Consider the following 12,123-nt stretch of genomic DNA (forward strand, 5'->3'; position numbering starts at 1 on the left):
TATAACGAATTTATATGATAGATATATTGAGTCACATACTCAGACGAGGTGGGTTAAGGCGTAGCAAGATATCTTTACCACGGTTGTAAAGGAGGTTATTCGAAAGTCTGGTCTCTTCCTAGTAAAGCTAAGGCCGCTTCTTTAGGAGATTTACCGTTGTACAGCACCTGATAAATTTGTTCGCAAATAGGGAGTTCTACACCTACTCTTGTAGATAAAATTTTAACTTCTTTGGTATTCTGATAGCCCTCAACAACTTGTCCTATTTCTTCCATAGCTTGATCAATACTTAAACCTCTGCCTAAAGCTAAGCCGAAACGACGGTTGCGAGATTGGTTATCGGTGCAAGTTAACACTAAATCACCTAGGCCTGCCATACCCATAAAGGTTTGTGGTTGTGCCCCTAGTTTTATGCCTAATCGTGTTAATTCAGCCAAGCCTCGGGTAATCAAAGCAGTACGGGCGTTAGAGCCAAATCCGAGACCGTCAGCTAAACCGGCTCCAATGGCAATGACATTTTTTACTGCACCACCTAACTGAATTCCAATAAAATCGTTGTTACGATAAACACGAAAAGTTTTAGCGCAATGTAACTTATTGGCAAAATCTTGGGCGAGTTGATCATCGGTAGACGATAAAGAGATCGCAGTGGGTAAACCGGCTACCATTTCTTTAGCAAAGGTAGGCCCAGACAATGCTGCAAGAGGGATCTTATCTCCCAATATATCTAAGGCAACATCTTGCAATAGACGGCCAGTTTCAGGCTCTAAACCTTTAGTCGCCCAAATAAGACGGTGTTGAATATTCAAGAGGGGTTTGATTTGGCGTAACAATTCAGAAAAAGCATGGCTAGGTGTAACAACCAACAAATCGGTACTAAGGTTCACGGCTTCGCTAAGATCTGTAACAATGTGTAAAGCGTCAGGAAATTTAGCATCAGGCAAATAACGTGCATTACATCGAGCACTTGCCATAGCTTCCATTTGCTTGGAATCTCTACCCCATAAATAGGTTTCGATACCATTACGGGCTAGGCAAAAAGCAAGGGCAGTGCCATAAGAGCCTGCCCCTAATACCGAAACGGATTGTTTCATGTTTAAATTGTTCTACGCATCTAACTTAGTTGGCTGAGCTTCTTGTGACTGCTGAGCACGCTTCTGCATGTATGCCGCAAAGATGGCGTCAAAATTAACAGGTGCTAAGTTTAGTGCTGGGAAGGTACCGCGATTTACAAGATTAGAAATGGTTTCACGGGCATAAGGAAACAAAGTATTTGGACAGAATGAACCCATCATATGGGCTTTATTCGCTTCTGGCATTTCGCCAATAGTAAAGATCCCAGCTTGTTGAACTTCACACAAAAAAGCGGTTTCTTCACCGATTTTCGCTGTCACTGTTACAGCTAAGACGACTTCATATAAGTCTTCATCGATCTTATTGCTACGGGTGTCTAAATCTAATTGAACTTCAGGCTTCCATTCTTTTTTGAAAATGTCTGGTGAATTAGGTGTTTCAAAAGAGATGTCTTTAGTATAAATGCGTTGAATAGAAAATTGTGGTGCTGAATTTGCGTTTTGAGCTGCAGTTTCGTTAATGTTGTTTTCGTCAGCCATGGGGCGATTCCTTTGATAAAAAATAATTAGTTAGCGAGTAAACCGTCAAGTTTATTCTGTGACTCTAAGGCAAACATGTCGTCACAACCGCCAATATGTTGATTGTTAATAAAAATCTGAGGGACGGTCGTTCCACCGTTTGCTCTTTCAATCATTGTGGGTCTCAACTCAGGTTGCTGATCTATTTTGAACTCACTAAATTCAACACCTTTTTGTGTCAGAAGCGCTTTTGCGCGATGACAATACGGGCAATGCCCCTTCGTATAAATTTCAACTTTGCTCACAAAAATACCTTAATTATTTAGCTGTTGGTAAGTTGGCGCCTTGCCAAGCACTTATGCCACCTTTTAAAACAGTCACATTTTCAAAGCCAGCTTTTAACATTTGAGAAGCAGTACGTTTAGCTGTCATTCCCATATTGCATACAACAATAATGGGTGTCCCTTTGTGTTTTTCAAGGCTGGTAAAGTCGCCTTTAGTTAACAATTCGCTTTTTACTTGCTTAGAACCCAAAATATGACCTTTTTTAAACTCCGCTGCAGGTCTAACATCGAGTACAACGGCATCTTGCTTATTTATTAACAAAGTAGCTTCATGAGTTGTAATTTCCTTTAGTGGTGATAATGCACTAGCAAAAAAAGAATAAATTAACGCTATTACAAGTCCGGCAAATACAGCCGACAATATGTAATGATTGGTTGCAAATTCAATTACTTGATCCATAACAGCTTAGCCTTATAGAAGATTTACATGGAAAAAAAGAGTGCAAAGTATATAGATTTTGTCGTGGGAAACCAGCCCTCAGTCAGCCTCAATTCAACATAGTAGAATAAGTTATGGTTAAGCATTTGGTTTTTAATTGTATTTGGTCGTGACGTTGCAACCTGCAACAGGTTAATATTACTTATCGGGTTAAATTTTGGGGATTTACAATATGAGTCAAGGTAAGAAAACGACAGCATTAATCATCCTAGATGGTTGGGGATACCGTGAAGATAAGACGAGCAACGCAATTGCACATGCCAATACACCGGTATTAGATGGACTAAAGAGCAAGTATGCCCATACATTAATCTCAGGTTCTGGTTTGGACGTCGGTTTACCCCCCGGTCAAATGGGCAACTCAGAAGTAGGGCATGTCAATTTAGGTGCTGGACGAGTTGTTTACCAAGATTTCACACGCATCACTAAAGCGATTAGCGATGGGGATTTTTTTACTAATCCAGTGCTGGTCGAAAATATGGATAAAGCGATCGAACAAGACAAAGCGGTACATGTTATGGGGCTGCTGTCTCCTGGTGGTGTGCATAGCCATGAGGATCATATTGTTGCAATTTTAGAAATGGCGGTAAAACGCGGTGCCAAGAAGCTCTATTTACACGCTTTTCTAGACGGTCGCGACACGCCACCAAGAAGCGCTAAAGCATCACTACTTGCCATGGATAAGCTATTTGAAAAGCTGGGCGTCGGTAAAACCGCTAGCTTAGTGGGTCGTTATTATGCGATGGATCGTGATGAGCGTTGGGATAGAGTTGAAGCCGCTTATAAGGTTATTGCGCTTGGCCAAGGACTTCATCAAGTGGATTCGGCTATAGAAGGGCTGGAAGCGTCTTATGCAAGAGAACAAAATGACGAATTTATGCAAGCCACAGTCATTGGTGAATCTGTGCCACTAAAAGATGGCGATGCATTATTTTTTATGAATTTCAGGGCCGACCGTGCTCGAGAAATTACCCGTCCTTTTGTTGAGCCAGACTTTAAAGAGTTTGCGAAATCAAATCATATCAAACTAAGTGCGTTTGTGATGTTAACGCAATATGCCGATAGTATAGACGCGCCGAGTGCTTATCCGCCTGTTCCTTTAGTCAATGTAATGGGGGATTGGTTAGCTCAACACAATAAAACTCAATTACGGATCTCCGAGACTGAAAAATATGCCCATGTTACGTTTTTCTATAGTGGTGGCAGAGAAGAATTATATGATGGTGAAGAGCGTATCCTGATCCCCTCTCCTAAGGTTGCGACTTATGACCTGCAGCCAGAAATGAATTCAGCAGAACTCACCGACAAGTTGGTCGAGGCTATTGATTCAGGCAAGTATGATGTGGTGATTTGTAACTATCCGAACGGAGATATGGTCGGACATACAGGTAATTTTGATGCCGCCGTTAAGGCTTGTGAAGCCGTTGATGCCTGTGTTGGTCGAGTAGTGAGTGCAATTGAACGTAATGATGGTGATTGTCTAATTACGGCTGATCATGGCAATGCAGAACAAATGCAAGACGAATCAACTGGTCAGGCTCATACGGCTCATACCAGTGAATTAGTGCCTTTTATTCATGTAGGGCAGCGTCATACCACTGCGCGTAGCGGAGGTACTTTAAGTGACGTAGCGCCTACGATGTTGCACTTAATGGGAATGGAGCAGCCAAAGGAAATGACGGGAAAACCGATTGTCACCTTGGACTAGCCATACCTCTATGCCATCCATCAATAATCAGTTCAGGAAGACACCTTTATTAGGTGCCTTCTTACTGCTGACATGCTTTTTAGGTAGCTCAATTTCCTGGGCACAACAACAGCAAGATCTTCAAGCGATTCAAGAGCAAATAAAAGCAAAAAAAGAACAAGTCGCTAAACAGCTCCAAGAGGCGAAAAAGCTTCAAATACAATTAGAACGCTCAGAAGTGAACATTGCAAACACAGTGAAAGCCTTAAAAAAGACCCAAGCTGCATTAGTAGACAATAATAATCAACGTAGTTCCCTTGCTGAAAAACGTGAGACAGTGCAAAGCCAAGTTCAACAACAACAAAAGGGTTTAGCAAAGTTGATAAAAAGCGCTTACATGACAGGTAACTACGATTTCGCCAAAATGTTGTTAAATCAACGGGATGCAGCAAATTTTGAAAGAACGATTACCTATTATCAATATTTAAACACCGAAAGAAAAACCAAAATAGACGAGTTTAGGCTACTTGTATCTGAACTCGAATCAGTAAACCTTCAATTAGAGCAAAAACAAGCAGAATTGCGCAGTTTGCAAGTTGACCAAAACGCGCAGCAAATAGAACTCACTGAGGGAAAAGCCACAAGAGAAGCAACCTTAGCGAGTATTCGAAGTGCTATCGAATCTGATGAGGCGAAAATTGAAATACTGCAACAAAACGAGAAAAGCTTGCAAGATGCTTTAGCAAAAGCGCAAAGAGAAGCAGAAAAACAAAAGCAGACTTTTGCTGGCCTAGGTAGGGCGAAGGGTAAGTTGCTTACACCGGCCAAAGGTGAATTGATGAGAATGTTTGGTCGAATCAGACAAGGCCAAATTAAGTGGAAAGGCATTATTATCAAAGGCGAAGTAGGCAGTGCGGTAATTGCTGTTCATCAAGGTAAGGTGCTTTATGCAGATTGGCTACGTGGCTTTGGTTTGGTCACTGTTTTAGATCATGGGGATGGTTATATGAGTCTTTACGGGCATAATCAGGCCTTATTAAAACAAGCTGGTGATATTGTTGATGCAGGTGAAACTATCGCATTGCTCGGTCAAAGTGGTGGCCAAAGTTACCCAAACCTGTATTTCGAGATCAGGCACAAAGGACAGCCTGTTAATCCTACGACTTGGTTGAAGTTATAAGTGCTTCTTCTGCTATTGGTTTCATTTTAGTAAGTCTATTAAAATTTTACGTTGTCTCCCGTTAGTAAAAAAGTCACAGTACCCACTGACAAGCTCTGGATTAAAAACAATAGAAGATGCAAATCTATAAAACCCTTTTTATTATTTCACTGCTCGTTTTTTATATTCTTCCTGTGTCGAAGGCGGCAAACATTGCCTTGATCATTGATGATATCGGCAACAACAAACACGAGGCGGCTGCGTTTGACTTGCCACTTAATGTGACCTTTGCCATTTTGCCTAATAAGCCACTCTCTGGTTTTTTTTCTGAACGTGCTTTAAATCAGCGTCGAGAAGTGATTATCCATATGCCGATGGAGTCATTAGCGGGTATCAAACAAGAAGAAGCCTCGTTAGTGGCAGGAATGACAGATGAACAAATTAGCTCAACCTTAACAAATGCACTGGCATCGGTGCCATTTGCGACTGGGCTTAACAATCATATGGGGAGTCGACTGACACAACTTGAAGCTCCCATGAAAGAAACCATGTCTTTTTTGTTTAAACACGGTTTATATTTTGTTGATAGCCGTACCACGCATTTTAGCCGAGCCGAGAAGATCGCCCATGACTATGGTGTGTTAGCCACTAAAAGAGATGTGTTCTTGGATCACGTCGCGGACTTACCAAATATCCAAAAACAATTTAACCGTTTGATAAGCCTAGCAAAAAAACATGGCCAAGCCGTGGGTATAGCCCATCCTTATCCACAAACCCTACAATTTTTAAAAGAACAATTGCCAACTATCGAATCTCAAGGTATTAAGTTGGTCAAATTAAGTGACATGATTATTGAGCAACGTTATGTCGCAAAAAGCGAAACAGTTAACTCGGACGACTTTGTCGCGACACAATAAATAAGGAATAACTATGCCAGCAGCAAATTTACTTGCCCTCATCGATGATATTGCCACTCTACTAGATGATGTCGCTGTATTGTCAAAAACCGCTGCAAGTAAAACGGCAGGAGTGTTAGGTGATGACTTAGCCTTAAATGCTGAACAAGTTTCAGGCGTAAAAGCTGACCGCGAGTTGCCAGTAGTATGGGCCGTGGCAAAAGGCTCTTTTTTAAATAAACTCATCTTGGTTCCCTCCGCATTATTAATAAGTGCCTTTGTTCCTTGGCTGATAACAGTGTTACTGGTTGCCGGTGGTTTGTACCTTTGTTTTGAAGGAGTTGAGAAAATTTATCACTACCTTAGTCACGATAAACATGAGAGAGATGTGGAACATGCTAAAAAGTTAGAAGCCATTGCAGACCCGACGGTTGACTTAGTTGAATTAGAAAAAGACAAAATAAAAGGCGCGATTCGTACCGACTTTATCCTCTCTGCAGAAATAGTGGTAATAGTATTGGGTACAGTACAAGAGGCCTCGTTCGTAACCCAACTGAGTGTTTTATCATTACTCGCTATCGCAATAACCGTAGGGGTGTACGGTATTGTTGCTGGTATTGTTAAGTTAGACGACTTAGGCCTATTTTTGCTGAGACGCTCAATCACAAGCTCTTTTAGTGCACTGCAACGCTGGTTGGGTAGAGGTTTACTCATCGTTGCCCCCCTTCTAATGAAGGCGTTATCTTATATCGGTACTGCGGCCATGTTTTTAGTGGGCGGCGGTATTTTGGTGCATAGTATCGCTTATTTACATCATCTTTTAGAGCCAATCAAAGAGAGTGTGGCCAACATCAATATATTATCAAGCGTCGTTCCTATTGCCAGTGAAGGAGTGATTGGGATCCTCGCGGGCATCATCGTTTTAATAGTGGTAACGCTAGGTCAAAGGCTCTATTCAAACATAAGTCACAAAAACGATAAGGCTGCTTAGCCAGGCTTTTGACTTGTTGCTTTCTCTCAAGGCTATTTTTTGCGGTAAGCCTTGATTTTGCCAAGTAATGTTATATTATAACGTTCTACTTAGGTGAGGCGAAAGTTCATGCAAATTAATACCGATAAAACGCTATTAGACAAACTAGGCATTTGGGCATCTAGCCTTTGTGCTGTGCATTGTTTGTCATTGCCGATTCTTATTCCGCTTATACCTTTGGTTAGCGCCAGTTTTTTTGCTCAAAATTGGTTTGAAAGAACCATCTTGTCAATTTCAATGATAGTTGGGTTTTGGGCATTGTTGTCAGGTTTCTATCGTTACCATCGCCAGCTTTATCCTTTGTATAGTCTCGTACTTGGCGGCTTAATCTATTGGAACAAAGGTATGTTTGGAGATGCCTATGAGCCCTTTACAATTGCTGTTGGGGCAATGCTAATTGTTGGTGCTCACGTGGCCAATATTAAGCTGTGTAGAAGCTGCCGCAGTTGTGAATCAAGTTGTTCTACTTCTGAGAGCTAATAGACCTAATATAGTTTTTAGCCGCCCTGGGCTTATTGCAAAATACTCCATCTACATTCCAACGATATAACTGCGCTAAATCTTCTGGTTCGTCTACTGTGTAAACAAATACTTTCAAGCCCCGTCGGTGAGCATCTAGCACAAACGCCTCATCTAAAAACGCCATGTCGGCATTGACTGAAAATGCGCCTAGCTCGGCTGCAAATTCTGCATATTTTATCGGTTTACTGGCCGTTAAAGCGCCAATTTGAGTTTCTGGCTTGAGCGTTTTTATCTGACTAAGCAAATGATGATCGAACGAAGACACAATAAGTTGCTCAGTAGTAAAACCAAGTTCTTGTTCGGCTTTTGCCATAATAGAAAACAGAATGGAGGTATCTTGTAGGCCCTTTATCTCAATATTTAAATTACATTGCCCAGCAACCAATATCATTACTTCCCATAAGGTAGGCACTTGCTGACCTAAGCCCGCATCGAAAGAGCGCAATTGCTTGAAGTCTAAGTTAGCGACGAGGCCCTTTCCATTGGTCGTTCTTTGCACCCATCTATCATGGATAACCACCAACTCTTGACCAATTTGATGAACATCAATTTCAATGCCATCTACTTGATACTCAAGTGCTTTTGCAATGGCTAACAAGGTGTTTTCTGGTGCTTCCGCACTAGCACCGCGATGTGCAAAAATTTGCATAGTATTAGGACTTATTGTGGAGTTTCTGAGCGTTAATAGTTTCGTATATAGCCGCTGAAATAACCAGTAGCCCGCCGACAAATGTTTGCCATGTCGGTTGCTCATCCAAGATAAGGATAGCGAGAATAACGCCATACAGAGGCTGCATGCAGGCAACCAAAGAAAAGGTTTTGGCTCGCAAATGTTTCAAACTGGTAGCGATCAAAGTGTGAGGGAGAGCGGTTAAAAGTGTGCCAAGCACTGCAAGCCAAATATAGGTTTGCTGGCTAGCTGCTACGATATTAGGACTCACAAAAAAGCTCAAACACAATACAATAATTAAGGTCTGATACGCCATTGAATGGGCGCCAGAATAATGCGAAAAATACTTACGCATCATTAGGTTACGTATAGCGTACAAAAATGCCGAACCAACACCTACAACAATACCAAGGGTGATGTCATTATCCATACTTATTTCAGGAACAATGAGATAAATGCCAAAAAATACCACAGCGGCACTCAATAAGTCCTGCCACACTAATCGAATGCCCTCAAAAAAGGGCTCGAGTAACACCGTTATGACAGGGAAAGTAAAGAGGGCTATCATTCCTACCGAGACAGACGAATACTGCATAGCCGCAAAATAACTGACCCAATGGGACGCCATTAATACCCCTAGTGCTATGGCAACAAGGTAGTCTTTTCCACTGTTTAAACGGATTTTACCGCCGCTCAGTTTTACAATACAAAACAACATTAAACAGGCGATAACCGCCCGTCCAAATGTAATATCAACGGAAGATAGAGGAATTATTTTTGAAAATAGCGCTGTGGCGCCAAGCAGTACCACTGTGATGTGTAACGACCACAGGCTCTTTTTAACGGGATCCACGACTTACTTCGATATCGTTGCGAACAATTCACCAAGACGTGTTGGATCACCTTCAGCTAAGTCTGAAAATTCGATTGAATCTGCTTCAAAGCAAGCCACAATAGTTGACCCGAGTTTAAAGCGCCCCATTTCCTCACCCTTTTTCAAATGAACGGCATGTTCACCTTCAAGCGGATACTGCCAATGCTGAACGTTTTTACCTGCAGGAGGGCTCACTGTACCAGCCCACACGGTTTCTATACTTGCTACGATAGTTGCGCCCACTAAGACCATAGCAAACTTGCCAATCTCAGTGTCGAAAATAGCGACTACACGTTCATTACGTGCGAATAGTCCTGGCACTCTTTGCGCTGTCAAAGGGCTAACTGAGAAGAGCTCACCCGGTACATAGATCATGTCGGTTAAGGTGCCATCTAACGGCATATGAATGCGATGGTAATCCTTAGGCGACAAATATACCGTAGCAAATTTTCCATCTTTAAAGGGAGCTGCAATATCGGGTTTACCGCCTAATAAAGTCGTTAAACTGTAGTCATGACCCTTAGCTTGAAAAATACTGTCATGTTTGATGTCGCCAAGTTGGCTTACAGCACCGTCTACCGGCATTGCTAGGTTTTGCTCGCCCTCACAAATTGATCGAGCATCAGGTTTTAATTCACGGGTGAAGAAGTCGTTGAAACAACGATAATGCTCTGGGTCTGAGTGCAGGGCTTCTGACATATTCACGTTGTACTGTTTAATAAAAAGCTTAATTAAACCAGTCGTGATCGCGCCTGCTTGAGCTGCTGCTAAGTAACCAACCAATCGAGAGAGTAAATGCTTGGGCATTATGTACTGCAGAGCAATTTTTAACGAATCGAACAAAGTAACACCTTAAAATATAAATTTATCCGAGGCGGATTGTACCCTAATAAGACAATTTTTCGCACAGTCACTAAGTCAATTAGGCTATATGCTAGTATTGTTTATCACAGTCTGGTCTACCTCTTAAATTTTAATGTGAGCCGGACGAAGTTCATCCATGTTACTCAGTATTTTGTGGTAATTGTCAAAGCGCTGTGCGCTAATTTCGCCATTTTCAACTGCTTTTCGAATGATGCATCCAGGATCATCTGCATGTTTGCAATCTCTAAACTTACAACCACCAAGATAGTCTCTGAATTCTTTAAAACCATAGGTCAACCGTTCAATTGGAAGATGCCACAGTGCAAATTCACGCACGCCAGGAGAGTCTATTAATTCTCCGCCTAATTCAAAACGCAACAGTTTAGCCGCGGTTGTAGTGTGTTGGCCTAAACCAGAATTATCTGAAATATCACCAATCGCTTCATCAGCATCAGGTAATAAAGCATTAATTAGGCTGGATTTACCCACACCAGATTGGCCCACAAATACGCTGGTTTTATCTTTTAAACAGCGAGAGAGTTCATCTAAACCAGTCAAGGTAAGGCAACTGGTATAAACGATTTGGTAGCCAATTTTACGGTAAATATCGAGTTGCTGTTCAACGTCGTGTCGCTCTGAATCACTCAGTAGCTCGACCTTATTAAGCAAAATAACAGGTGTTATACCTACATCTTCAGAAGCGACTAAGTAGCGGTCGATAATGTTTAAAGAAAGGCTCGGTATGACTGAACTGACAATAATGATCTGATCGATATTGGCGGCAACGGGCTTGACCCCATCATAGTAATCAGGGCGCGTCAGGATTGTTTTTCTATCTTCGACAGCTTCAATAACCCCGGCCACATTTAGGGTCAGATCTTTGCCCGGTCTAAACAGCACATTATCTCCGCACACGACACTAACTATTGTACGACGCATGTGACAACGATGCACCTTACCTTGGCTGTCTTCAACATCAGCATGTTTACCAAAGCGGCCAATCACTTTGCCTGCTTGTTGCTCTCCTAACTGATTGTCATCTAATTCACTTGCTGGTCTTGTGGTCGCCATTCTGCGCACACGATTGCTAGAGACTTGACGTTTTTGTTGATTAGTAAGTTTTGGTTTTTTTGCCACGATTCGCTTTACTTTATTTGGCGCAATTTCTGCTTACATGTTACCGTTTGAACTACTATCTGCATACCGATAGTTTTTACCTTTTTCGCTTAAATCTGGTTTCGGAGCCCGTATGACAATAAATAATGACAACTTGGTGTGGGTAGATATGGAGATGACAGGCTTACACCCTGAAACTGATGTAGTGCTCGAAATTGCCACCATCGTCACAGACAAAAATTTGAACATACTCGCAGAAGGCCCTGTTTTAGCCATCTATCAACCTGATTCCGTGTTAAACAATATGGATCAATGGTGTGTTGATACTCATGGAAAGTCAGGTTTAACCGCACGATGTCGGCAAAGTAAGGTTGATATTGAGCAAGCGAGTGCATTGACCATAGAATTTTTACAAAATTACGTTGATAAGGGGCAGTCACCAATGTGTGGCAATACTATCGGTCAAGACCGTCGCTTTATGGTGAAGTACATGCCACAACTCGAAGCGTATTTTCATTACCGCAATATCGATGTCAGTACAGTTAAAGAATTAGCGAGACGCTGGAAGCCCGAAACGTTAAGCGGGTTTAAGAAAAAAGGGGTGCACCTAGCCTTAGACGATATTCGCGAATCAATCGCCGAGATGGTTTATTACCGTCAGCACGTTTTTAGTATTTAAAGGACTCAGCAAGCCTTTTGACGGCTGGTTGAATATGATTCGGCCAGTTCGTTGGAAATTTACCCATTCAATTCAAAAAAGTTCGTGTTTTGTAAATATTTTAAAATTAGCGCTTGCATCAATAAAATATTTTTGTAAAATGCGCGTCCGGTTGAGGTGACAAGGCCTCACACCAAAGCAAAACAAGCCATCTTATGCGGGAATAGCTCAGTGGTAGAGCACAACCTTGCCAAGGTTGGGGTCGCGAGTTC

14 protein-coding genes are annotated in these 12,123 nt (G+C 41.9%); 6 read left to right on the forward strand and 8 right to left on the reverse strand.

The features are described from left to right. Positions 1–95 precede the first annotated feature (95 nt). From gpsA to NWQ57_RS13490, 4 genes are read right to left on the reverse strand one after another with little or no spacing between them, the layout of a single operon-like run. Positions 96–1,094: an NAD(P)H-dependent glycerol-3-phosphate dehydrogenase gene (gene gpsA, locus NWQ57_RS13475; RefSeq protein ID WP_306022675.1), complete on the reverse strand. Its 999-nt coding sequence runs from the start codon at positions 1,092–1,094 to the stop codon at positions 96–98. A gap of 12 nt (positions 1,095–1,106) precedes the next feature. Beyond that, the gene (secB, locus tag NWQ57_RS13480; protein ID WP_306022676.1) at positions 1,107–1,613 is read right to left on the reverse strand and encodes a protein-export chaperone SecB; all 507 of its coding nucleotides are present in this window, start codon (positions 1,611–1,613) and stop codon (positions 1,107–1,109) included. A 26-nt stretch (positions 1,614–1,639) separates the two neighbouring features. Continuing rightward, complete coding sequence (gene grxC, locus NWQ57_RS13485; protein ID WP_306022677.1) at positions 1,640–1,897, reverse strand: glutaredoxin 3; 258 nt, start codon at positions 1,895–1,897, stop codon at positions 1,640–1,642. A 13-nt stretch (positions 1,898–1,910) separates the two neighbouring features. Then, on the reverse strand, positions 1,911–2,336 hold the full coding sequence (locus tag NWQ57_RS13490; RefSeq protein WP_306022678.1) for a rhodanese-like domain-containing protein: 426 nt from the start codon (positions 2,334–2,336) through the stop codon (positions 1,911–1,913). A gap of 211 nt (positions 2,337–2,547) precedes the next feature. Here NWQ57_RS13490 and gpmI point away from each other — a divergent pair, with 211 nt between their 5' ends. From gpmI to NWQ57_RS13515, 5 genes are all read left to right on the forward strand, one after another. After that, positions 2,548–4,083, forward strand: coding sequence for a 2,3-bisphosphoglycerate-independent phosphoglycerate mutase (gene gpmI, locus NWQ57_RS13495; RefSeq protein ID WP_306022679.1), 1,536 nt, complete (start codon positions 2,548–2,550; stop codon positions 4,081–4,083). Next, a complete protein-coding gene (locus tag NWQ57_RS13500) occupies positions 4,067–5,242 on the forward strand; it encodes a murein hydrolase activator EnvC (RefSeq protein WP_306022680.1) in 1,176 nt (391 codons plus the stop codon). The genes gpmI and NWQ57_RS13500 overlap by 17 nt, the downstream gene beginning before the upstream one ends. 116 nt (positions 5,243–5,358) lie before the next feature. Then, positions 5,359–6,138, forward strand: coding sequence for a divergent polysaccharide deacetylase family protein (locus tag NWQ57_RS13505; protein ID WP_306022681.1), 780 nt, complete (start codon positions 5,359–5,361; stop codon positions 6,136–6,138). 13 nt (positions 6,139–6,151) lie between these two features. Continuing rightward, positions 6,152–7,108 (forward strand): DUF808 domain-containing protein, encoded by a 957-nt coding sequence (locus NWQ57_RS13510; protein WP_306022682.1) that lies wholly within the window; start codon positions 6,152–6,154, stop codon positions 7,106–7,108. A 108-nt stretch (positions 7,109–7,216) separates the two neighbouring features. Beyond that, on the forward strand, positions 7,217–7,627 hold the full coding sequence (locus tag NWQ57_RS13515; protein ID WP_306022683.1) for a MerC domain-containing protein: 411 nt from the start codon (positions 7,217–7,219) through the stop codon (positions 7,625–7,627). Here the strand turns inward: NWQ57_RS13515 and NWQ57_RS13520 are convergent. From NWQ57_RS13520 to rsgA, 4 genes are all read right to left on the reverse strand, one after another. Next, positions 7,611–8,318, reverse strand: a complete 708-nt coding sequence (locus NWQ57_RS13520) for a glycerophosphodiester phosphodiesterase family protein (protein WP_306022684.1) — start codon at positions 8,316–8,318, stop codon at positions 7,611–7,613. The two genes, NWQ57_RS13515 and NWQ57_RS13520, sit on opposite strands and share 17 nt — an antisense overlap. Before the next feature lie 4 nt (positions 8,319–8,322). Beyond that, entirely contained in the window at positions 8,323–9,192 is an 870-nt protein-coding gene (locus NWQ57_RS13525; RefSeq protein ID WP_306022685.1) for a DMT family transporter, read from the reverse strand. Between the two features lie 3 nt (positions 9,193–9,195). Continuing rightward, positions 9,196–10,056 (reverse strand): archaetidylserine decarboxylase, encoded by an 861-nt coding sequence (gene asd / locus NWQ57_RS13530; RefSeq protein ID WP_306022686.1) that lies wholly within the window; start codon positions 10,054–10,056, stop codon positions 9,196–9,198. A gap of 123 nt (positions 10,057–10,179) precedes the next feature. Then, positions 10,180–11,214 (reverse strand): small ribosomal subunit biogenesis GTPase RsgA, encoded by a 1,035-nt coding sequence (gene rsgA / locus NWQ57_RS13535; RefSeq protein WP_306022687.1) that lies wholly within the window; start codon positions 11,212–11,214, stop codon positions 10,180–10,182. Positions 11,215–11,326: 112 nt separating this feature from the next. Here rsgA and orn point away from each other — a divergent pair, with 112 nt between their 5' ends. Next, positions 11,327–11,872, forward strand: coding sequence for an oligoribonuclease (gene orn, locus NWQ57_RS13540; protein ID WP_306022688.1), 546 nt, complete (start codon positions 11,327–11,329; stop codon positions 11,870–11,872). Positions 11,873–12,123: the final 251 nt, after the last annotated feature.

This window comes from Paraglaciecola sp. (assembly GCF_030730205.1).
GTDB lineage: Bacteria > Pseudomonadota > Gammaproteobacteria > Enterobacterales > Alteromonadaceae > Paraglaciecola.

Coding starts and splice junctions, on each gene's coding strand:
- gpsA (WP_306022675.1), bottom strand. CDS start 1,094: ATGAAACAATCCGTTTCGGTATTAGGGGCAGGCTCTTATGGCACTGCC.
- secB (WP_306022676.1), bottom strand. CDS start 1,613: ATGGCTGACGAAAACAACATTAACGAAACTGCAGCTCAAAACGCAAAT.
- NWQ57_RS13490 (WP_306022678.1), bottom strand. CDS start 2,336: ATGGATCAAGTAATTGAATTTGCAACCAATCATTACATATTGTCGGCT.
- gpmI (WP_306022679.1), top strand. CDS start 2,548: ATGAGTCAAGGTAAGAAAACGACAGCATTAATCATCCTAGATGGTTGG.
- NWQ57_RS13505 (WP_306022681.1), top strand. CDS start 5,359: ATGCAAATCTATAAAACCCTTTTTATTATTTCACTGCTCGTTTTTTAT.
- NWQ57_RS13510 (WP_306022682.1), top strand. CDS start 6,152: ATGCCAGCAGCAAATTTACTTGCCCTCATCGATGATATTGCCACTCTA.
- NWQ57_RS13515 (WP_306022683.1), top strand. CDS start 7,217: ATGCAAATTAATACCGATAAAACGCTATTAGACAAACTAGGCATTTGG.
- NWQ57_RS13520 (WP_306022684.1), bottom strand. CDS start 8,318: ATGCAAATTTTTGCACATCGCGGTGCTAGTGCGGAAGCACCAGAAAAC.
- orn (WP_306022688.1), top strand. CDS start 11,327: ATGACAATAAATAATGACAACTTGGTGTGGGTAGATATGGAGATGACA.